General features: G+C 36.2%; 17 protein-coding genes. 1 reads left to right on the forward strand and 16 read right to left on the reverse strand.

Translation table 11 applies throughout. The features are described from left to right. Positions 1-150: 150 nt before the first annotated feature. From VXM68_RS11015 to VXM68_RS11090, 16 genes are all read right to left on the reverse strand, one after another. Positions 151-804: a DUF4391 domain-containing protein gene (locus VXM68_RS11015; protein WP_367211264.1), complete on the reverse strand. Its 654-nt coding sequence runs from the start codon at positions 802-804 to the stop codon at positions 151-153. After that, complete coding sequence (locus VXM68_RS11020; RefSeq protein ID WP_367211265.1) at positions 804-4,037, reverse strand: helicase-related protein; 3,234 nt, start codon at positions 4,035-4,037, stop codon at positions 804-806. Before VXM68_RS11020 ends, VXM68_RS11015 begins: the two co-directional genes overlap by 1 nt. 3 nt (positions 4,038-4,040) lie before the next feature. Then, entirely contained in the window at positions 4,041-7,175 is a 3,135-nt protein-coding gene (locus tag VXM68_RS11025) for a type III restriction-modification system endonuclease (RefSeq protein ID WP_367211266.1), read from the reverse strand. A gap of 8 nt (positions 7,176-7,183) precedes the next feature. Continuing rightward, a complete protein-coding gene (locus tag VXM68_RS11030) occupies positions 7,184-9,118 on the reverse strand; it encodes an ATP-binding protein (RefSeq protein WP_367211267.1) in 1,935 nt (644 codons plus the stop codon). Beyond that, positions 9,118-10,980: a site-specific DNA-methyltransferase gene (locus VXM68_RS11035; RefSeq protein WP_367211268.1), complete on the reverse strand. Its 1,863-nt coding sequence runs from the start codon at positions 10,978-10,980 to the stop codon at positions 9,118-9,120. Before VXM68_RS11035 ends, VXM68_RS11030 begins: the two co-directional genes overlap by 1 nt. A gap of 204 nt (positions 10,981-11,184) precedes the next feature. Then, on the reverse strand, positions 11,185-11,823 hold the full coding sequence (locus VXM68_RS11040) for a hypothetical protein (protein ID WP_367211269.1): 639 nt from the start codon (positions 11,821-11,823) through the stop codon (positions 11,185-11,187). Between the two features lie 3 nt (positions 11,824-11,826). Then, positions 11,827-12,678 (reverse strand): HAD family hydrolase, encoded by an 852-nt coding sequence (locus tag VXM68_RS11045; RefSeq protein ID WP_367211270.1) that lies wholly within the window; start codon positions 12,676-12,678, stop codon positions 11,827-11,829. Positions 12,679-12,694: 16 nt separating this feature from the next. Next, the gene (locus VXM68_RS11050; protein ID WP_367211271.1) at positions 12,695-14,527 is read right to left on the reverse strand and encodes an N-6 DNA methylase; all 1,833 of its coding nucleotides are present in this window, start codon (positions 14,525-14,527) and stop codon (positions 12,695-12,697) included. A gap of 26 nt (positions 14,528-14,553) precedes the next feature. Then, entirely contained in the window at positions 14,554-15,207 is a 654-nt protein-coding gene (locus VXM68_RS11055; RefSeq protein WP_367211272.1) for an HNH endonuclease, read from the reverse strand. Next, positions 15,207-15,869: a hypothetical protein gene (locus VXM68_RS11060; RefSeq protein ID WP_367211273.1), complete on the reverse strand. Its 663-nt coding sequence runs from the start codon at positions 15,867-15,869 to the stop codon at positions 15,207-15,209. The genes VXM68_RS11055 and VXM68_RS11060 overlap by 1 nt, the downstream gene beginning before the upstream one ends. 5 nt (positions 15,870-15,874) lie before the next feature. Next, the gene (locus VXM68_RS11065; protein ID WP_367211274.1) at positions 15,875-18,061 is read right to left on the reverse strand and encodes an ATP-binding protein; all 2,187 of its coding nucleotides are present in this window, start codon (positions 18,059-18,061) and stop codon (positions 15,875-15,877) included. Positions 18,062-18,219: 158 nt separating this feature from the next. After that, positions 18,220-18,438, reverse strand: a complete 219-nt coding sequence (locus tag VXM68_RS11070; RefSeq protein WP_367211275.1) for a hypothetical protein — start codon at positions 18,436-18,438, stop codon at positions 18,220-18,222. 13 nt (positions 18,439-18,451) lie between these two features. Beyond that, positions 18,452-19,657 carry an AbiH family protein gene (locus tag VXM68_RS11075; RefSeq protein ID WP_367211276.1) on the reverse strand — a complete coding sequence of 402 codons (1,206 nt, stop codon included), beginning with the start codon at positions 19,655-19,657 and terminating at the stop codon, positions 18,452-18,454. A gap of 216 nt (positions 19,658-19,873) precedes the next feature. Further along, complete coding sequence (locus VXM68_RS11080) at positions 19,874-20,146, reverse strand: hypothetical protein (RefSeq protein ID WP_367211277.1); 273 nt, start codon at positions 20,144-20,146, stop codon at positions 19,874-19,876. A 30-nt stretch (positions 20,147-20,176) separates the two neighbouring features. Then, the gene (locus tag VXM68_RS11085; RefSeq protein WP_367211278.1) at positions 20,177-20,836 is read right to left on the reverse strand and encodes a hypothetical protein; all 660 of its coding nucleotides are present in this window, start codon (positions 20,834-20,836) and stop codon (positions 20,177-20,179) included. 19 nt (positions 20,837-20,855) lie between these two features. Then, positions 20,856-21,497, reverse strand: coding sequence for a hypothetical protein (locus VXM68_RS11090; protein ID WP_367211279.1), 642 nt, complete (start codon positions 21,495-21,497; stop codon positions 20,856-20,858). A 550-nt stretch (positions 21,498-22,047) separates the two neighbouring features. Here VXM68_RS11090 and VXM68_RS11095 point away from each other — a divergent pair. Continuing rightward, the gene (locus tag VXM68_RS11095; protein WP_367211280.1) at positions 22,048-22,422 is read left to right on the forward strand and encodes a hypothetical protein; all 375 of its coding nucleotides are present in this window, start codon (positions 22,048-22,050) and stop codon (positions 22,420-22,422) included. Positions 22,423-22,497: the final 75 nt, after the last annotated feature.

Genomic DNA, 22,497 nt, shown 5'->3' on the forward strand with positions numbered 1-22,497 from the left:
AATAATCTATCCAGATATTGATTGGGTAGAAAATTTGACACTAGAAAATATTAAATCAAAAAGGCAACCAATCTCAGCTTATCATAAAGTTTGGAAATTGAATGTTAGGATCCCCTGTATAGGATGAAAATAATAATTAACCGCTTAAGATTAAAATACCATCGCAGTCATCTCATCTTCCAACCTCTTAAGCTGTAAATTCAACTCGACTTTTTTATTAAACTGCTCGCAGGAAGATATAGCCGATCGTAGTATGTTAATTTTTTTCCGAATTTTAAAGAGTTTCAAACTCCTTTCGACAAGTTCAGTCATAGAATTCACTTCTTTCGATACAAAAGGAGATAGCTGCTTACAAAAATCAAAGAAAACAGCATCTAGGCTTTCTTTCAAATTCAACTGGAAGTTGCTATCTTCTGCCAAGAACCATTCTGAAAAGAATTCCCAATCCAAGACAGAAGAATCAATACGAGTAGGGTGTGGATGTTTGGCTGAGGCGGATAAATAAAATCGGTCACCATATTGCACGACAAATATCACGCCGTAAGGAACACTTTTGTTGATAACAGCGAGCAATTCTGATATTCGCTTCTCCTGTTTTAGTTCAATATGTATGATCTGTATTTCCATGAAATACTTACCGGACAGGTTTATTGTTGAAGGCGCCAATTTATGTGTCCAGGAAATTTTACTGATCAACTCTGTAAACCACTGTTTTTGCTTATTCGATATAAAGCGGTCAAAAGAATTCTTTGGGATAATTTTCCCGTAGGCTGTACTGATCGGTAAATTAAAAAGATCGACCATTAGCGGACAATTAAAAAAGTGATTAATTGAAAATCTTCCAATCCCTTTATTTTATCCATCAATGTAGTGGTGCCGCCTGATCGGAATAGACTATGTATTTCTTTTTCTTCTTCTGCTTGGATAATGGAGCTGATACAATCTTTTAATAAGCTTGAATAGTCATCCATGCGGTGGTATTCATCTGTCTCTTCATTCAATTCTTTACAAAGATCGGTTATCGGTTCCGTTTTACCTTTGCATAGCTTGCGCATGGCATCGAGTATCTTTTTAGATTCTACGTGCCTCAGATGAAGTAGTCCATCCGAACAGATATATACCAGGTAGTATGGATGTAAACGATTAGCTTTATTGATGTTGACCGACGAATTTATATTCTTCAGGACAAATATGGTACCTGCCGGCAACATGTCATCAGAAGGAACAATAGCATGTAGTCCTTCGGGAATATGATCTAATGTTCCATACAGTTTAAAATAATTGGAAAGATCCACCCGAAAATCGTTTAATCCAAGATCTGTTATATCTACGCCCTCTCGAAGATCTTCGAGATCAATTACTTCATCTTTCAGCTTTTGAAGCTGTATCTTTCTGTACTCTAGATCTTGCTCTCTAGCGTTCAAGATGTTGTCATCTCCCGTACTGGACATATTCGAAATCAGCATACGGCTCTCTACTTTTTGCTTTAGATTGATATAGGCGTCCAGCGTCACATCTGGCCAAAAATTGACAAGTGTTATCGTATCATTTTTAGATCCAATACGATCGATCCGGCCAAATCGTTGAATGATACGCACTGGATTCCAATGAATGTCATAGTTGACTAGATAATCACAGTCCTGTAGGTTTTGTCCCTCCGAAATGCAGTCTGTTGCAATCAGAATGTCAATCTCTTCATTTATCTGTGGATATAACTGAGATTTTCCTTTTGATATCGGAGAAAAGCAAGTGAGTAATGGATTCAAATCCGAAGGTATAGTTTTTGCTGAACTGATTTTTCTCGATCCAGTAATGAGCGTTGTATTGATGCCATATTTATTTTTAAAATGAGTTTCAATATGCTCGTACAGATAATTTGCTGTATCTGCAAAAGCGGTAAAGACAATCGCTTTTTTATTCTGACCATTAAAAGGATGGTTTATTTTTCCTTCTAATAATTCAAGAAGCTGACGAAGTTTGTAATCGTTATTTCCACGGACAAGCTCAATGCTATCCCAAATACTGCGTAGTAGCTTTAGATCATCCTGCAAATCTTCTTGCCAACGATAAACATCTATGTCGGCAACATGGACTTTGATTTTTTTACCAATAAAGTATTCCTCATCACCCCAATCGGAGTCCCAGTCAAAATTTTCATCTTCAATTCTTGCCTGCATACTTTCATCATCTAATTTTACACCATTTTTGATAGTCTTTTGTGTTTTCTCAATTAAACCGATAATACCTTGAAGCGTGATACGGAATGAATCAACAGAGCTCTCTAGCCGCTTTAAAAGGTTAATACGCATGAGAATACGTAAGCTATTGTCCCGATCTTTTTGTGATAATTTGCTCGCTCCCGCACGAACTTCCTTATCGTACAGGGATCGATAATAATCCAACTTGCTGTCGAGAATGTAATTCAATGGCGTGTAGACCGAAAGATTTAATAGTGTCAGACTTTCTGCTATTTGCACGTAGGTGATATGTCCATCCTCCGTTAAAGGGCTTTGAATTGCGAGTGGCTCATTTCGCTTCGGAAACTTACCGATAGCACTGATGTCGTAATAGGTAGTAATGTGCTTTCTCGATCGTGCGATGGTTAATGAATCCAATATTTCGAAGAAATCAAAGTCAAGCATCTCCAATAGATTTTCAGTTGTACGATATGTCGTATCGTATTTACTCCAGGTATTGAAAGCTTGTTGTGCTTTTCTGAAAACCTGCTCTATGGAGCTTTTGGTATCCAATTTTTGATCTATAATGGCGGCTTCCCCCTCGTACGCCAATGCTAATTGATTCCGTAAGTCCGCAAAACGGTTGTTGACAGGTGTTGCGGACAACATAAGGACCTTTGTCTCGATTCCTTCCTTAATCACTTTACGCAATAGTTTCTGATATCGATTTTCCCGGTCTGAATATGGATTGTTATTTCTGAAATTATGAGATTCGTCAATGACCACCAAACCATAATTCCCCCAATTGACATTTTCCAAACTTCTACCGTTGCTCATACCTTGGTCGCGACTGAGATCTGTATGAAATAATACATCATACCGGAAGCGGTCCGCTGCCAAAAAATTGTTCTTGTCATTATGACGGTAGACATTCCAGTTCGCTTCTAATTTTTTTGGACACAATACCAGAACATCCTTATTCCGCATTTCGTAGTATTTGATCACCCCTAAAGCAGAGAAGGTTTTGCCCAAGCCTACACTATCCGCTAAAATGCAGCCGCTATATTTTTCAAGCTTGTTAATGGCACCTATTACAGCATCACGTTGAAAATTGTAGAGCTTGCTCCATATTAACGTATCTTTAAAACCAATTTGATCATTAGGCAATGTATTCAAGGAAAGGTCTTCAAGAAAATCATTAAAAATATTGTATAGCGTAATGAAATAGATAAACTCGGGACTGTTCTCTTTATAAGCTGTCTCAAAATAGCTTTGCACTTGCTCGGTTACTTCTTTTAGATCTTCTTCGTTTTTCCACACCTGATCAAACCATTCCAGATAAGCTTCACTATCTGGATAGTTTGTTTTTTGAATCAGGGTAGGGAAGCCTTTTTTATGTGTAAATCCTAAATCGGCAGTCGTAAAGCCTCCAATATGGGCATAATTGACTGAATTCTCTGCACTGTTCTTCACATGTATCATTCCATGTAAGGGTTGATGAAAATGCCGATTCGACTTAAACCGAACCTTGTCTTTTACCCATTTTGAACATTCCCGTGCAATAGCACGTTGATTAAGCTGATTCTTGAGCCGAAGTTCAAATTCTCCACCACAAAGGTTAGCCTCTTTGTGTAGATGGGGGATGAAAAACTTGGGGACTTCTTTCTTTAAGTTTTCTTCTACGAATGTAGGCGAACTGAATATAAAGCGAAGCTCATCGATTTCGCCCAGTTCATTGCGAAGCGCTTCAAAGGCATAGATAGAGAAAGAAGAGGCGGCTATGCTTAACCTACTTCCTCGTTGAATCTGTTGCCGTAGGTCGTCACCAAGGCGTTTGTTGATATTATCGATGAGTTGCATAGGCTATATAACCTGAACTATGTCCAACAATTTACCGTAATTACTTATTGTATCGAATTTCACAACACCGCCACTGATCTCTTTAAAGTGTTCCTGGGCGCAATGAATCTTAAGCTTTTCGATTTCGCGCAAATCCATATCCGAATCAGAACCCTTGGTTTCAGCAACAAAGTAAATATGGCGTACCTTGCCTTTATCAAATACGATTGCCCAGTCCGGACTGTAATTTGATACCGGCGTAGAGATATAAAAACTCTTGGGCAATTTAGCATACACAACTACTTCTAAGCTGTTTTCCAAAGCTTCTGCAAAATCGGCTTCTATTTTAGAGTCCGAAGTCAGGTAATCATAAATATGTTTCTTCAGAAGATCCGAATTTCGCAAAGCAGACTTATCATTTGTAAATACTGTTTTCGCATCATGCCTATCCTCTATTTTATGATACACGATATTATTGATGATCAACTTAGCCTTTGCCTCATTGATCAATTTGCTGCATTTCGCAATGAATTCCTCCGGGTTTCGGCGGAGCATCAGAAATTTTTCCTCGTGGATAGATTTAAGGATATCCACTATGGTACGCCGTGTAAGATTTGTTTTTTGCTCGATCTCACCAACAATGTCATACAGCGCGTTTGTATACAAGTTATTATCTAACTTCATATATTGCCGTTTTGATTCACGGATTAATAATCCTTGCGCCATTTGTTCTTTGGTGCCATCTTCCAGTTCTCCGGTTTTCACTTCATACATTCGCGTGCTAATATGCAATTTGGCGTTTATCAGTGTTTTACTTTCGTAAACTAATCTCTCTGTATCAAAGCGAACTTCGTAGACTGTTTTGAGATTAATTTTATCCCAAAGCGCCTGAAACTCTTTCTTTTTGAAATTCGGGTTGGTCTGCAAAACGATCGTCTGCCGTTCGTCTTCAGGTTTGAAGGACTCTCCTGTATAAATTGATTGGAGCAATTGGATAATCGATTTTCGATAGGACTCCAGTTGCTCTGGTAATGGTATTTTGCCTTGTTCAATCAGTTCTTGTCCTTCAGCGGTAATCTTATCATCTACATCAATCACATCGTGCTTATAAAGTAGTTTGTTGAGCTTTTTTCCGTCATCTTCAGTCAATCGCCGCGATTCACCTTGTTCATTGATGACCACCTTACCAACGAAATACTCTATTTCAGCTTTTTGTAGACGATCAGCCAGTGTAGCTGCTATCTCAGTTTGTAGGCCTTTAGCAAAGGCTTCATAGCTTTCCGAAGCAACAACGGTTAGTTTGTTGACCTCATGAACTTGCTCACCAATAAGTTCAAAGTCCTGGCGCACTCCACGTTTATCCACACACAAACGCATACCCCGTCCAACTTCTTGTCTACGCCTGGTTTGGCTTCCGGTTTCTGCACTCTTTAGAGCGCATATCTGGAAGACATTGGGATTATCCCAACCTTCTTTCAATGCGGAGTGGGAAAAAATAAAGCGCGTGGGTTCCTCAAAACTGAGTAAACGCTCTTTGTCCTTCATGATCAGATCGTAAGCTGATATATCGTCAGAATCTTCTTTGCCACGTTTTAGTGATGGGTCTATAGATTTTCCTTTCTTATCTATGGAGAAGTAGCCCTCATGTATCTTGCCTGCATCATCACGCTGTAGATAATCAAAATAGTTGGGTGGCATATAGCCTTTGTGTGCCTGACTTGGATCGGTATCTTTTAGGTAGTCATTATAATCTTGCTGGAATAGGTCCAAAAAGTCATTACGTACCTTATTATATTCCTCCTCAAATATTTGGGCATATTCACCAAGTTCTTTTTCACCATTGCCATCGTATATACGATATTTCTCCACCGAATCGATGAAGAATAAGCTCAATACTTTAATTCCCTTATCAAAAAGTTGTTTTTCTTTTTGAAGATGCGATAAGATCGTTTCCCTAATTTGTACCCTGCGGAATGCCAATTCATCTTTGTCGTTCACGATATCTCCGGGATAAATATCCTCACCATTGACGACTATTTTATTGAGATACCCGTTTACCTCTGTAATAGTATGATTTTTATAGACGGGAAGGTTACCAGATAGTTCGTAAAGATTAGCACCTTCGGCTAATTTTCTGCGAACTTTTTTCACTCCATCTCCTGACCGTTCTTCAAACTCTACTACCGCAAATGGCGGCTTCGTTGTACTCAGGCTAATTTGTTCGAGATAGAGGTAGCCCGTTGTGCCCGTCGAACCTTTTAGGTTAATTCCTTTCACCTGGATTTTTTTGACCAACTTTTGGTGGTAAGCATCGAGAGCATCTAGCCGAAATACCTTATTATATTCTACCTTGTGCGTAGCCGAATAGCGTAAGGTAAATAGCGGATTGAAATCTTGCATGCTTTTCAGTGTTTTTTCCCCATCTACGGATTGAGGTTCGTCAATGATCAAGATTGGATTTGTCTGCGCAAGGATATCGATAGGCTTACGCGTTCCGAATTGATCAAGCTCCATATAGATACGCCGTGCATCCGCACCACTAGCGTTGAAGGCCTGCGTGTTAATAATCATAACTGATATGCGGTTGTCGGAAGCAAAACTCTCTATATCTTGTGGTCTACCGGAATTATAGATAAATGGATTGATCTTATGTCCGTACAGCTCTTGGAAATGATCCTGCGTCACCTGAAACGATTTATACACACCTTCACGGATAGCAATGCTTGGCACGATTACAATAAACTTACTCCATCCATAATGTCTGTTTAGCTCATACATGGTACGGATATAGGTATAAGTCTTACCTGTACCCGTTTCCATTTCTATGGTCAGGTTATAGCCAAGCTTCACACCTTTAGGACGTTCAATGCTTTGGCTTTTGCTCAGTCCCTGTCCCCGCTGTACCTCCTGTATATTTTCGAGAATCTGATTATCTACTACCTGAATTAGGCTATTTCGATAACCAATATCTTCTAGAATTTCATGGTCAAAGGCCGAAGTCTGTATAGCACCGCTGGCAGCCTGTTTTGCTTTTCGGATAAGCTCTCGACTCCGCTCAAGGGTAAATCGATTCGTTTTCAACGGTTGTCCTTGAAAACAATCGACCACGGTTTTGGCCGCCTGAATCTGAAAGTCCTGTTCTTTAAATTGTAATTTCATGTTTCAGCTTATTTTTTGGCGGCACGGTAAGCCTGTTTGAAATGATTTGGCATGTCTGGGATTGTGTATTCCAGTATTCCTTTCTCACGAAGGGGTTTTATAAAATTAGACAAGAGGTATTTTTCTGTTTTGTTGAGTATTGTAGAAAGCTCATGTAGCTGAAAACTATCTGTCTCACAAAGTCGGTAAATAAAATCTGCTAACAAGGTTTTGTCTTGTATTCGCTTTCTATACAATGGTATTTCATTTATCAGTTCTTGAGGCAGGCGCTTTAAAATATCCTCAGATATTGTACCTTCAACATTACGAGGTAGTTCACTAACAGCTAGAGGTAGTTCACTATCAGCTACAGGTGGTTCAATATCAGCTACAGCTGGTTCACTATCTTCGAGAATTTGTATTTCAATATCATCAACTGGTGCACTAACGCTTACAGGTGGTTTACTATCTTCTGCTCCATCTCCGGCAATAAAGTTTTTACCGACAACATAATAGGTAGCTCTACCTTTACCTTTTTGAATTAGTAATTCTTTAATACGCATATCCCTAAGATCACTACTGGCTTTGAGAATATCTACACCGTTAAGCTGTCTATACGAAGAATTATCTATAGCACCGACTTCACGAGTAAAAATTAACGCACGTTTCTGATCTTCATTTAGCGAATAATTTTCAAAAGTCGACAGCCATTGTACATCATCCACTCCCAAAAAGTGATGAAGAAGTAAACGTACGGTAAATTGGTTACGACCATGATCACTTTCGAATGTCGGCGGTAAAAGGTTTGCTTTTTCCATCAAAGCCCTCATCGTACGTATTCCCGAACCTTTGGTCTCCGCCAAGTTAGTTTCATGGAATACAGCTGCAATAAATGGGTTTCGGCTCTTCGAGCCCGGTTCTCCCAAATTATCCTCCGGTTTTAAGGAAAAGCCAGGGTTCTTAATCTCGATGCGGTTACCATAGCGGATAATCTGTATAGGTTGGTTCTCCCGATAAGTTCTATGGATCAATGCGTTGACAATAGCCTCACGAAGGACACGAGTAGGCAGTCCATTACTTTCGGCTTGTAGTTCGCCTTCAGGAAGAATAAAGCCTTTAGGAAGGTCATCCGTAATCTGACTAAAGACACGTTGCACCATCTCTAAAAGCGAACCACGCATGTCAATAGTGGTAAACCTATTTTCGGGATCTTCCATCCATTCATTACCCGGAACCCGTATATAATCCACACGGACCATAGGCAACAGCCGGCGATGTGCTACTCGTTTTCCAAAAATCAGTAAGCCTGCGTATGTCAGTTGGATTTCTCCTTTTTCTTTTCGGATGCACCCTAATGAATAGAGTAAATCTTCGTCATTGTACTGCAGTTCTTCCGCAAAAGAATTTACCTTACTACGAAGCTGTCTATATAATGCAAGAGCTTCTTCACTAATATCATCGAGAGAAGAACCGCCTACCAAAGTACTATCAAAACTATCTTCTTTATTAAAGAATACAAACAGATCATCGTCTGTACAGCGTTGGTCTGAAGATCCTATACGGCGATAAGCTCCGTGAGGTAACTTCTCACTTTTAAAATAGATTGGTTTCTGTCCATTCGGAAGCTCTGGCACATAAGCTACGATAACATTTTTTCCGTCGACAGATTCGACATGTATAATAGGGCGAATGGATTGGTTAAACATCGACGCACACTGCGAGCTCAGGTCAAGCTGTATTTTATCTGACTGTTCTACCCCAGAGGCATAGTAAGTTGGGAATAAAGATAACTCTTCCTTTTCTACACCAAACAAGATGTAACCACCTCCCAGACCTGGTTCGTTGGAGAAGGCACACACGCTTTCCAATATGGATCGATCAATAGCACTTCCGCGCTTAGCTTCTATCCAATTACATTCATCGGTGTGATTGAGCTGTTGAATTAATTCTGCTGCATTTTTCATTAGATCACCTTCATTTCAGTTTCTGGACTCAATTGCTTCAGCAATTGCTTGACATTGACCTTCGCTGTGTCATCCTTAAATCCGTTATCCCTAAAGACCACACGTAAAGGTTTATCTTTTGCTATTTCTTTGGCAAATGTCTCATCAAGTCCTTTATCGAAACATGCATATAATGAATCTTCAGCAACGCGGAAAACTTCCTTTCCTACAATTTCCAATCGTTCAATCTTCAAACTCAATGGAAGTCCCCAGTCGAGCATGACTTGTGCCAGAAGGTCATCTGCTGTTCGGTCAGATTTTACATTATCTGCAAACAAGTCTAGATTCGCTTGCGTATATTCTTGAGGTTTATAATATACTTCCTGCATATTACTATCATCCAGTCGGTACACACGAAATCCGTAATCTATCTCTGCACCAGTTTCTTCTTTGATTTTCTTGGCGGCAAGACGAATACGTTCTTTACCTATCTCACAGATGTTTTTGTATCCAGCATTGTAAGCTTCACTTTTTTCATCAGTAGATTCAGGAAGTTGGACCATAATGTATTTACATTTACCATCGTTTTTTTCAGCATTCATTTTCATTACCGAATGAGCAGTGGTGGCTGAGCCGGAGAAGAAGTCGAGGATGATAGAATCTTTATCAGTATTTGCTAATGTTATAAGCCTACTCACTAATCTTTGAGGTTTAGGGCCATCGAAATGTCCTCTCCCTTCAAAGAGTGAAACCACCTCTTTAGCTCCTTCTTGACTATGCCCAACATCTTTATAAAATAATATTGAAGTTGGAGCCATACCATCGAACTTTAGATCTGTCAAGAAACGCTTTATTGACGGCACACTATTTCCATCAGTACCAAACCAAATTCTATTATCACGGAGTCTCTCGAAGAACGCATTCTTCGAGAGCCTCCAGCAGCGCCCTGCTGGAGGTTCTACAACCCGCCCAGAAGGAGTGGTTATTGGGTAATCGTTATCCGCATTATAGGTTTTAACAGACATATCACTAGGTTTCCATACTCCCCTGGGGTCATTATCAAAATTTCTATAACGAGCATTTGCTGCATCAGTTCTTTCGATTCGACCTATCTTGAAACTATCAACGGACTTAGCATACATTAAAATATAGTCATGACTATTCGAAATGAACTTCGCATCGTTTTTTGGTGAATATGCTCTTTCCCATACTAATTCTGCCACAAAATTCCCTTCTCCAAAAATTTCGTCACAAATTTTTCTTGAATTATGCACCTCATTATCATCGATAGAGATAAAAATTACACCGTCCTCTTTAAGAAGATTTCGAGCCAATTTCAGCCTTGGGTACATCATACTAAGCCAATTGGAATGGTAACGTCCGGCTGTTTCCGGGTTAACGACTAAGCGCTGATTGTACTTATCCTTTTGTCCACTTTCAAAAAGCTCTTCCTGAGTATCTTTAGCAAAGTTGTCTTTATAGACGAAGTCCTTTCCTGTATTATATGGAGGGTCTATGTAAATCATTTTGATTTTACCAAGGTAACTTTCCTGTAATAGCTTAAGCACTTCCAGATTGTCGCCCTCAATATAGATGTTTTCGGTATTGTCAAAATCTACCGAATCTTCACGAATAGGACGAAGTGTCTTGGTTGTTGGCGAGTTTGCAATTACTATCGCTTCTTTCTTCCCTGGCCACTCCAGACGGTAGCGTTCTTTGTTACCTTCCACAACGGCATGACTCAATTCTTGTCGTAATAAATCAAAGTCTATAGCCTTTCCTGTACCACTTTCAGTCACGCAGTTCGGAAACAACTCCGCTAATTTTTCTATATTCTGATTCACTAAATTTGCTGATTGCATATCCAATTTGTCTACACTCATTTCGCTATTCTATTAAGGTTATTTAATTGTCTTCAATGCCAGTTCCAATGCTTCCTTTTGATGCGATTCCGTTTCCACTGTTTTAAGAACACGATCCGCTAGCTTGATTAAAGAAAACATATACACCATCTCATCAAATGTGCTGAATTATAGCTTATACTCTCTATTTAAAAGAATTATTGATACAATCTCATCATCCTTAGGTCAATTAACTTTTTGCAGACTATTATTCGAAGTGTCCCTCACTTGCATTTTTGTAGAATCCAAAAATAGACGTTTTAATTTCGATATCTCTAAACTATTTAATTCTATTTTACTTTCTAATTCTGTAATTTCTTCATTTGATTTTGACTTCCCATGCTCAAAGAATGCATATGTTGCAATTACTATGAAAGGTATTATAAGTATTGAATAAAATATATTAGTTTTTCTTTCCGAATTGAGTATTAAAACACCATTAATTGGCTTCTTACTTTCAATGCCTATTCGTTCACTTACCTTTAAGGCTTCTTTTAGAGCTGAGGGTAATTCATTATTCTTTTCAAGAAAATCGATATGTGTTGATGTCGCTTTAAGGAATAGATGATACCAAAATCTATCTATAAAATAGAAGAGAATAATGATAAGTGCTCCCATAAGAGAAAACCACATCAGAATATTAATTTCTTCCAGATAAACCTTTTCTTTATACAAATATCCTAATCCTGCTATGAAAAATGTAAAACCTGTAATTGCTAAACTCTTTATTGTTAAGTTTATTGAATTAAAGTGCATTTGGATGTCAATACACTTAGACCATATCGTTATAAAATTTAGAGAATCCTGTTTTTCCGTATTTTCCATGTTTTAAAATAGGTTCAGTATTTGATTGAAGTTTGTTATTTCCAAGTTTGGTTTAATAGTTATTCCTTCTGTTTGTTTTTTTATTTTTGCTTCATATTGGACATCTTCTTCTGACCAATGCGATACTTTTTGAAGTAGTTTATAACTTTCGTCAATAGGGATATCTCCGTATTTAGCGTGAACAGAAAAAACATTAGCATCATTTGCCATCGCAATGTCTTTTTGAAGCTTATCCCCAACATAAATAGCATCTTCCGCAGTGAAATTATTTTCTTTTAATATTGTTAATAATACGTCTTTATTGGGTTTTTTTGTACCTTTTGGAAGCTCATTTAATTTAATGGATTTTGAAATATATTGATCTTTTTGGTAAAAACGTTTTGTCATGTCTTTTTTCCCTAAATCGATCGGAGCATAGATAGAATCAAAGAAAGACTCGAGTCCTAGTTGTTTGATTCTTTTTAATGTATGAAAAGTATTGCTTTCTGTAAAGCCAATTATTTTTATATTTTTTGAACGTAAAACTTCTAATGTTTCTAAGACATTTGGATATAGCATCAGATTGTGAACTCTATCTGAGTTATATTTGTGCATGATAGTTTTATTTCCTATAAATGCCTTATTTCTTATAAAATTTATATCGTCAATTGTTAAGGATTCAATTTCGTCTATTTCATGTGAAGCTTCACTAGTGTGATATTTTTGATGTACAGCCCGGAAGTCTTTATAAAGTTTTTCAGGATCTTTACCCAAATGTTCAATTATATTGTTATAAAAATTATTAGACGATTCATACCACATTTTAAACCAATTCCAAATAGTGTCGTCTAAATCTGTTATTAATACTTTTTTCATAAATTATCATTTATCGTTATATGGTTACACCATATTTATCTCCAAAAAACTCGTCTAAATGAGCTTGGTTTGTCTCATTTAAGAGGAAATCAAGCTCCTCTTCCGACAAATCACATACACCGAAATTGTTGATGTAAGTGCTATTCAAAGAATAGTATTTATTGGAATAAGGTTTACTAGTAGATTCTATGTAATACCAGAACACTTTTGATTCCATGATCTTACGAGCGATTTCTACATCCTGTTCACTCTCACCTATGAGCGCCAAACCATTATAAAACATCAAGTTTTCGTCATGGTCAACTAGAAAAGATGGAGTGACATCAGAGAATTTTGGAAAGAACAATTTATGTCTCATTCTCTCTAACGACTGTGTCCGGCCATAGGCATACCAATTGTCATATTTTTTTGCTCCTCCTTTGTCGCGCTCATCTAGAATACTCCTTTTATATTTTAGATAACGATATGCATTAGGATATAGATCTTGAATCTTTTCTTCTGGCATAATCGTGACTCGATTGCCCGTTTGTTCATAAGGAAAAATAACCTTTTCTTTCAAAGAATTTATATCCTTTACACGGCTCAATTTATTCGAGTTAACGATTTCCTTACAGATACCACGTTCAATTTCGAACCGTTGTCCGTTCTGTAAGTAAAAGAAATTATCATCTTCATCAGCAGGGGAGAAGATGTAGATGTCATTTTTAAGTGTTGCGATGCCATGCCTCGTAGTGTATATTTCTCCAAACGGTCGACCGGTATTCTCGATAGCAGTTACAGTCGCTGTATTTCTTAAGTTCCAACCACTTCGGTTATTTAACGTGACATATGGCCGTATATGATGTTCTCTAGGTTCATTCAGAGTCTCTCCGGTAATGCTTGCATAACGTATTGCTTCGGCTTGACGATTATATATAAAGCAGATGCATACATATGTGTTCTTTGATTTGAAGATTTGTTCTGCTCCAAAATCTTCGATTATAAAATCAAGTTGATGATCTGAGAAATACTGTCGTAAAGCTCTTCCATTTAAGCTTTTAAAAAAGCTATTCATTGTGATGAAACCTAATACACCATTTGGCTGCAGGTTTTCGATTCCGATTTGAAAAAACGGTATATACAAATCAGTAAGACCTACCTGAGCCACTTCCCAATGTCTTAGGTTAAGGCGTGTTTGTTCGTCCATATTGCGGTAACGAACATAAGGTGGGTTACCCAACAAAATGGCGAATCCGACAAATCCAGGAACATTATCTGCCCAGTTGAACGTAAGTGCATCGCCAACATGGAGGTTGAAATTAAACTCTTCTGGATCTTCGTCTTCAGTAAGTGCCAAAAGGGTCAATAAAAGCCTAGCCCTTGTTGCTGAGTACTCTTGAATATCCAGCCCATAGAGGTTCTCGCTAAAGATCTGGAAATATGTTCTGTTTGTACGGGTTTTTAATTCTCTGGCAGCTGTGTATAAGAAACTTGCGCATCCACATGCGATGTCGCCAACAACAACTTCTTCTAAATTAGCGTGATTCTCAAATGCTTTGTTAACAATATATTCACGTATGTTAATAGGGGTGTAGATCGCTCCATTAACTATTCGATCTGCAGGAGAAACAACATTTTCGAAAAGCTTAATAACTGTTTCTAATGTAATTTCACTAAATTGTTCTGCAAGTAATTCTCGAAATTCACCTAATAGCCTGTATTCTTCTTCGAATGCTTCCGTAATAATATACTCATGTATAAATTGATTGTTTTCTGGAAGTATTTCATTATCATAAATATACGCCGATACAATTAATCGGTCCGCTTCGATTGGATCGAGAAATGCTAAAAAAGCGAATATTTTTTTCATATGCGAAGTTAGCGAATATCTTGCAATTAGCTTGTGAGTTTTTTAGTTTGGTTTGAGTTGTAGGGATTCGTAGAATCTTTTAAATGAAATATAGCTTCCACTTGGGATAATTTTTGATCAAGATTCTCCAATAGGATTAAAGCATTTTTGTTTCCTGATTTAGCTAGGTTAAAAAGTACCTTTTTCTGTTCAATGATTATATTTATTAATTCTTCATATCTCTTTTTAGCTATTCTACTACGTCTTTCGATGATTAGCTGAGCGCGATTTAAATATAGCTTATTACTTAAATATATGCCGGTCAAATTTTTCCCTGTTGCTAATCCCGTTATGCCATCGACCCCAAATAATAATGCATAATCGACTTTTGAGGGATCTGGGTAACATGCCTTAGTTAGCATTTCGTCAGGATCATCTGGCCAATCATCAGATTTAAATGTATTACAAATGGCACATGCATAATATAAGTTTGAATAATCATTTTCTAAATGCGAAAATCGTGGAATACCTTTTGGTCGATAATGTTCGACATGAAAATTTCTAATTCCTCCAAATGAACTTTCAGAAATGGTACAGTATAAACATTGGTGATAGCCTTCAACCGCTAATAGTGGTTTCCAGTCAGAATATTTACCTATTGTAGGCGGAATTGATTTTTCTTTAGGTATTCTTTTCCACATTATTGTTTGTTTTTTGAAATAAAATCTTGAATTTCATTACTAATCTTTTTAAGACCGTCTATATTGTCCAAATAATCTTTAAGCCATGCCTCTCGATCCAAATAATAATAGGATGTAAAAGGAATATTTAAATATTCCTGTATTGAATTTAATTCTTTGATATCTTCTTCCGTAGCTTTTCCCACAGCGATAAGATTTGAAATTTTTGAAATTTTAATTAAATGAGAATTATAAGTGTCTAGAAACCTCTGACCGGATCTAGTAAATCTTAGGATATATTCATTAGCTCTTTTAAAGAAGGAATCTCTACTTAAAATTTCATCAAAAAGTGGGAATTTATCTTGAAGATCGGAATCAGTTTCATAACCTGTTATCGCATAGACAGGAAAATCCGGTAGAGTTTTTCGTAAACATTCTATAAGGTGACTTCCGTTATAATTTACACTCAATCCGTTATTTTGTACTTCCTGTAGTCTTTCATCGAGGATTAACACTGCAATATCATTTTCTCTAATCCAATTTAAATAATCATCCTTTTCTAAAAAAGGCGCTATTCCAACAACTTCCCAGTTTAATTTCAGTTTTCTTAAGTAGAGTTTGATCTTATTCTCTAGTGTTTCTCTTAAATCTTTTCGATCATCTACAATGGCAATCTTAGGCATAATTTCTATTTTAACGGAAACCAAATTTTAAACTCAGCACCACCGAAAGTTTTATTGTTGGTTACTGTGCAGCTTCCTTTTAAATCATCAACTATTGATTTAACGATAGTTAACCCCAGTCCAGTCCCAGTCTCTCTATTTTTAGAGTCCTGTTTTAAAGTATTTAATGGTTCCCAAATCCATTCATACAATGTTTCGTCAATTGGTGGGCCCGAGTTTACAATATTTAAATAAAATCCCTTTTGATTATTATGTTCCTCATAGTATGACTCTATTTTTATTTTTCTGCTTCCAACTGGCTTTTGCAAACAAGCGGTATAAGCATTTGTTAAGATGTTGACTAATATGGATTCAATATCCATTGGATAAGCTTTAGCAACAATTGAGTCTAGTTTTAACTCAAGTTCAATACTTACATTATTTAGAATCACTTCAAGTTCACCGATAATATTAGAGATTATTTGATCAACATTTTTATTTTCCTTCTTTCTCTTCTCCTTCTGAACCCTTGTTAAAGAAAAGGCACCCCAAGCGGCAACTTGGTTTCCAAATTTTATGGCCTTATTTAATTCGTTTCTTATTATCTCAAGATCTTCGGGAGAATATTCCAAATATTCGTTGGCTAATTCAGCGGCAGCATTAAATTCAGTAATAGCATTTTGTGTTTCGTGTCCGAAAACAGCAGCAGCTATACCTAAAGTTGCTAAACCGGCTAGTACCCTTGTATGCTTCAGCAATTCTTCGAAGGAAACTGATGCTTGTTCTGCATCTTTTATAAAATCTTCAACATTTTTGGCGATTTCAATTGCCTTAATTGAAGATTTGCTCATTTCCTTAAGAGACTCTATAGTTTTCTTCGCAGTTTCAATCTTATTCTTGAAAATGTCGGAACTTTCTGTGGGAGTAGGTTTTACAACTTCTTGAACTTTTTTTGATTGATAGATTTGATATCTTCTATTTTCAAGCAATGCTAATGCTCCAAGTGTCAGAGCACGGAGATCATAAAATGCCTCGTTCTCGATCAAGCCTTCTCGAGAGGCACTATCAGTCAAGTCTGGATTGGTATCTCTACCTACGAAAATGGCGCCAACCAATTGGTTGGCGACTACCCTGTAATCTTCTCTATCTAACCCCGCAGGATTTCGAGAATGTCTTTCTGCCAGTCCCAACCAGTCACCACCGTATTGTACATTTAAATAACCATACGGTTTTACACTAATGTTATCACGATAGATTTTTATACCAATATTCTTATTGACAAACTCTCTCAATTCTGTCAACGTAAATTTTGTGCCTTCCGCTAAGGCTTTCGTTCTCGGATAGAGCAGAAGTTTAATTTTAACTGGACCGCAAGTTAAAGCTTGTGAATAAGGATAATCAAAAGGATCTATCACTTTTTGCATTAATTGAGGCCATGTTGAAGATGACTTCAATGGTTTATCACTATTAAACCGATCTTTAATGATATATTCTATCGATTCCGATACACCATCATAATCAAGTTCAATTTCGATTTCAGGATGAACTTGTGGAGATGGTTCTACCTTACCATTGAAATCGGGAGCTATATCATTCTTTATGTATATTTCGAAGTCTTGAACTTCCTTGAATGGAGATGTTAAAATAGATAATTCTGTATATAAGTTCTGAATATTTTCATCTGTCCAGTCAGTTCTTAACTTAGAAATTAGCATCTCTGTTCCTGTCTCTTGTTTTTTTTGAGTAGGAAGTCTTAATAATGGATTCTGAATTTCCTCTAATTCTATTTTCGATAGATCTAAGTTGTCTTGATTGAATAGTTCCCAATCTATTTTTAGACCATATGGATGATTTCCCTCTGAGATGGTTTTAATCTCCAAAACTTCTCCAAGTCGGTCAGCGGATAATCGACCTATTCCTTTCTCACCTGTTTTTCTTCTGTTTTTCTTCGATGTTTGTTTATCATTTTTTTTATGGGAATAGCCAATTCTAAGCCATTTATCATCTATGTCCTTTTCCGTCATTCCCTCACCATCATCTGCAATCCTAATTAGATCTTGAGTTTCCTTTTTATAGATTTCAATTTCGACGACGTTAGCATCGGCGTCGTAAGAATTTTTTACTAGTTCAAGTAATGCGGTTGTATGATCCTTTATACTTTCTCTTCCCAAGTGTATGAGAGTACGAGCATCAATTGAAAAGTTTTTTGACATTATAGATGGGTTTGTATTTAATTAATAAATGTAATTAATTTCAGAAGTTTATAAAAACTTCATTTTTCAATTTCTTACTTTCCTGCAACCGTGGAATTTATAGATTTTAATAATATACTAAAAAATAGCAGATTATGTCCTAATTGCCTCCGTGATCACTACCATTGATGATTTCTTCTCGGACCACTTGTTATAAATATGGAACCATCTCCACATTTTTCAATTGAGGATTTTAGAAATGTTTCTTTTACTTGCTTTAAGCTGTCATTTAATAGGGTAAAGCATCGTATTTCATTGCCATCAATTTGCTCAATCACCCATTTTACTGATGGGTTTGACTTGTGGTAGATTTCATCTCCAATATTAAAGTTCTCCATACTTCTTATCTATTTAATAAATGCGAATATTTTCTATGCTTCTGGCAGGAATATTTAGTTTTAGTTCCTTTTTTAGTTCTTCCGAGCTACTTTGTAAAAATAGCAATTCTCCACTGCGTTGTTTCTTCATTATATCTTTACTTCCCCTAATTTCGATAAGATTTTTTATAATACTAAATCGAGAAGAATCGCTATGATAAACTATGATAATTTTGCCTTTTGAGTGTTTTTTTTCAAGTGCTTCAATTCGATCGAACACTTCATTTATATAAATTGCATCAGATTTATCTAGAGAATGCCCCCAAAAAAAGAATTGATATAATTTATCTCGTCCCTCTATTTCATTAATAAATTTAAGATCAATGCCAAAATTTAATTTCTGAAAGTATTTCGTAAATGGAATCAAATTTGGGCCGTCAATGGAGATATTTTCCCATTCATTTATACCTAAGACAATGTTGTTAGCTTCTAATTCCCCATGAAGGAAACAGGTGCCTGGCTTGTTTGATACTAATTTAGAAAAAGTTGGGGTATAATTAAAAGTAAAATGGTGAGTTATCTTTTGCAGTAATATTCTCCTATCGTCTGATTTTAATAAATCATATAATGGTATTACTATTTCTCTTAAATATTCCTGAAATATATTTCTGAAAGTATTTAAATCATTTAATATAGATGAAAACAAAATGTCATTTTCAAAATCAACATGGAATTCATCGATAGATCTCAAAAAAATAGGATTTAATTGAGGAACCATAAAACTATTATTTAAGAAGATTTTAAAGTCTAATAGGGTCAGATAGATTTCATAGTTTTCCTTATGAAAGTTTTCTTTATAGTAGATAATATCTGATTTGAAATATCTCCCGTTTTTTAGAAAGGTTTCATTTTTAATTTCATTAAGACTTGATTGAATAATTGATAATGCTTTTTCTATATATTTTTCGAAATCGATCCACGTATTAATAGTGAATATTCTAGATAGATAGTTAAACCACGTACTGTCTTGTAACCGTTTTTGGAACCTTTCAAAATCCTGAAAAGATGAATTAGGGACACTATCTGAAATTTTTAAGATAGAAATATCCTCTCGAAGGTCATTCCAATCAAATTTGGAACTTTCCTTCAATTTCTTGCAGATTTTTATAAAATCAGAATATCCTGTTGGTAAACCAAAACTCAAATCGAAACCGTTTCCCGTAATTAAAATTTTAGGCATAAATTCTTAAATCTCATAAGACAATTTATATAGCACAATGAACTTTGAATTATGCTCTTCGGTAGAAAAACTGTTTAAAATTTATAGGCTGTATATCTTTTTAAAAATAGCTTCTTCTAAGATAGATAGACTTTTTTTGGAAAACAAATCTTATTCGTTAAAACAAATAAATTGTCTTCCTGCGGTGTTCGACTTTCCTACCATTAACGTTGATTGTTAACCCACATAACTTATTTTCCATCTCGCACCCGGTTTCCTCTGATATGCTCCAGATACTTGGTTGTTGAACACGCCATCTCGGCATTGTCTAAGCATTTCTCTAAAATTGAACCCCATTTTAGGTCCTTTTGTATTAGTTAGAATACTAGCATCAGCTAAAGCTTGGGCACATTCATCTGCTGTTAGAAATGGTATGTTATTTTTCTTCATATAAAGTTGAAGAAAGTCTGATACATCTCGTACTTGTTGTTCTGTATAAACGAAATCCATAATTATTCAATATTTTATTAATGGCTGTTTTTATCCCAATGTGAAAACAAACCTCCCATTCTCATCTTTCTTGCTCGTCAACTTAGGAGTTCCTTTGGTTCCATTACAAGTTTTTAAAGAATTTGCAAGAAATAATGGACGTACTGCACCATCGAATTCTTTCTCACAATCTTTGAGAATCTGTAAGGCATTTTTAGGTTCGCTAAAATATCCTGTGGAGATTTGGTGCAATACCCAATCTCTAACAGATTGTTCTATAATTATACTTGGGGATTCAAGTAGTAAATCTTTTGGTTCAGCAGATAAGATAGCGACAAGTTCTATTTTTCGGCCATCTTTGAAGAGTTTTTCAGCTTTATAAACAACCGAGTCAGATTCATTCCTTGCTACAGATATTTGAATTGTGTAATCTGTTTGAGTTATATCTGGAACTATTTGCTCAATGCTACAATCGAAAATCTCACGAAATATATTATTAAAAGGTACGGAGTAAATTAAGGTATGGGTGGGATCTTCTGCGTCACGAACATAAAAGTCGCGTTGGCCCATAAGAAAAGAAAGCTCGAATTGATTATAGCCTCTTTTCTTCCTCAAAAGAAAAATATTGAGCATTTTCTCCACCTCTATTCGGGGCATGGCATTGATATTAATTATTTCAAATTTAAGATCAGCTTGCATAAAATTGGCCATTTCTTTGACCGCAAAGATACTAATCCTTTTTCTGCTTACTGATAAGGATGTATGTATTAAGGTCGCCTTTAAGCACTACCTTCAGTCTTTTATTTTTACCTTTTACTGCATTTTCCAAAGGCTGAGTAAAATCTTGAGAAACCCAATTCTTGTTCTGAACTCTATTACACTCTTCAACAATTTCTTTTAACGTATGAGAAGTTTTAAAAAAATCTGTCGCTTCTATTATGGCATTTAAAGTAATAGTTGGACCAGATCCAGGAGGAATAGAATCGACCTTTTTAGCTACTTTTTCGTTGCTTACTACTTCTGAAGGATATAAATCATAAATTGTATAATGATTTTTGCCTTTAAACTCTAGTTCTAAGTTAGGGTTTTCACTTATAAATTTATTGATATAAAGTATTATATCTGATAAAACTTCGTCACTATAGCTTCCTTCATTCTGTTCATTTTCCATTGTGCCAATATAGTTGGAACTTTTTCCAATGCCTTTGGATAGCTGGCTAGCAGATAAATTGAAATGAATTCTTATACGTCTAACAGCATTAATACTGAAGAGTTGTATGGGAAAGATAAAAACTGATTTTGCCATTGTCCAAGTTGGTAAAGAAAAATATGTATCATGTTTATATGTAATAATTTGATTTTTTAAAACCATTTTGCTATCTTTGTTTTAGTAAAATATTAGATCAGTCATCTATAGTTTAGGTGTTTAAATCAAAGAGTCTTGTGCCTGTATTTTCTGACGCCACACCGCAAGACAGCAGATTAAACACCCATGTCTATACTTTTATGCTATATTTGCATAACAGATAGATGTGGGTACTGCTGTAAATCCGTGGTGTGTAAGGCGTCAGAAACTTTATTTCAGGTACGGTGTGCAGTCCCACATTTATCATTAGGCGACTAACCGACAAGACTCGTTACCAATAAAACGAGTTATGAACAAAAAACAAAGATCAAAGAACATCATCACAGCCCCCGAGTAGCTCGGCTGGTTTGGCCAAATTAGATTTGGTTTCTCTTGCCATGGAATGCGTAACGCCAATATTATACACTTTGTGACCCCTCATTCAAACGCGTTCTGGCTTCCTTAATGAATTAATTATTACTAATGTGAACTGAGTAACATCAGGCTCCCAACAGAAAGCTGATTTCGATCGGAGAGGGGATGCTATGTACTTTCGGTTACGAAGATTTTCTGAAAAATGAACGGGATTTTAGCGCTACAACTTGCTTTTGATTTGATAATTTTTGATGTCCATAAGGATGACTATGACCCTATTAAGGAGATTGAATCTTTTTGGAATCACTATGCGCTAGAGACTATATCTGCTAATATATTGCAGCTGTTGAGCACGTATCTCGATGTTGGTTTAGAGGAAAATAAACCCCTTAAAGATGCGGAAATGCAGGAATTTGCAACTGCCATGTACCGTGTATTGATCGCATACTGTGTTGCCAGTTATCGCCATATCGATCCTAGTAAAATGCAACTGTCAGCAGAAGCTAAAGTGCGCATTAAAAGAGAGATCGAATTGAGCAGAGAAATTGCCGAGTTCTTCAGTAGGTTATCCAAGTAACCACTAATAAACTAAATAATGAATATCCTGAAGTTTTTAGCCTTTGTAATGGGCTGTATAATCTATATATTTAAA

This window comes from Sphingobacterium sp. R2 (assembly GCF_040760075.1).
Lineage (GTDB): Bacteria > Bacteroidota > Bacteroidia > Sphingobacteriales > Sphingobacteriaceae > Sphingobacterium.

What these genes read in the sequence shown, in the direction of transcription:
- VXM68_RS11085 (WP_367211278.1), bottom strand. Translation starts at nt 20,836, where the DNA reads ATGGCCAATTTTATGCAAGCTGATCTTAAATTTGAAATAATTAATATC.
- VXM68_RS11035 (WP_367211268.1), bottom strand. Translation starts at nt 10,980, where the DNA reads ATGAGTGTAGACAAATTGGATATGCAATCAGCAAATTTAGTGAATCAG.
- VXM68_RS11050 (WP_367211271.1), bottom strand. Translation starts at nt 14,527, where the DNA reads ATGAAAAAAATATTCGCTTTTTTAGCATTTCTCGATCCAATCGAAGCG.
- VXM68_RS11025 (WP_367211266.1), bottom strand. Translation starts at nt 7,175, where the DNA reads ATGAAATTACAATTTAAAGAACAGGACTTTCAGATTCAGGCGGCCAAA.
- VXM68_RS11045 (WP_367211270.1), bottom strand. Translation starts at nt 12,678, where the DNA reads ATGAAAAAAGTATTAATAACAGATTTAGACGACACTATTTGGAATTGG.
- VXM68_RS11060 (WP_367211273.1), bottom strand. Translation starts at nt 15,869, where the DNA reads ATGCCTAAGATTGCCATTGTAGATGATCGAAAAGATTTAAGAGAAACA.
- VXM68_RS11065 (WP_367211274.1), bottom strand. Translation starts at nt 18,061, where the DNA reads ATGTCAAAAAACTTTTCAATTGATGCTCGTACTCTCATACACTTGGGA.
- VXM68_RS11020 (WP_367211265.1), bottom strand. Translation starts at nt 4,037, where the DNA reads ATGCAACTCATCGATAATATCAACAAACGCCTTGGTGACGACCTACGG.
- VXM68_RS11070 (WP_367211275.1), bottom strand. Translation starts at nt 18,438, where the DNA reads ATGGAGAACTTTAATATTGGAGATGAAATCTACCACAAGTCAAACCCA.
- VXM68_RS11030 (WP_367211267.1), bottom strand. Translation starts at nt 9,118, where the DNA reads ATGAAAAATGCAGCAGAATTAATTCAACAGCTCAATCACACCGATGAA.
- VXM68_RS11090 (WP_367211279.1), bottom strand. Translation starts at nt 21,497, where the DNA reads ATGGTTTTAAAAAATCAAATTATTACATATAAACATGATACATATTTT.
- VXM68_RS11095 (WP_367211280.1), top strand. Translation starts at nt 22,048, where the DNA reads ATGAACGGGATTTTAGCGCTACAACTTGCTTTTGATTTGATAATTTTT.
- VXM68_RS11015 (WP_367211264.1), bottom strand. Translation starts at nt 804, where the DNA reads ATGGTCGATCTTTTTAATTTACCGATCAGTACAGCCTACGGGAAAATT.
- VXM68_RS11075 (WP_367211276.1), bottom strand. Translation starts at nt 19,657, where the DNA reads ATGCCTAAAATTTTAATTACGGGAAACGGTTTCGATTTGAGTTTTGGT.
- VXM68_RS11055 (WP_367211272.1), bottom strand. Translation starts at nt 15,207, where the DNA reads ATGTGGAAAAGAATACCTAAAGAAAAATCAATTCCGCCTACAATAGGT.
- VXM68_RS11080 (WP_367211277.1), bottom strand. Translation starts at nt 20,146, where the DNA reads ATGGATTTCGTTTATACAGAACAACAAGTACGAGATGTATCAGACTTT.
- VXM68_RS11040 (WP_367211269.1), bottom strand. Translation starts at nt 11,823, where the DNA reads ATGGAAAATACGGAAAAACAGGATTCTCTAAATTTTATAACGATATGG.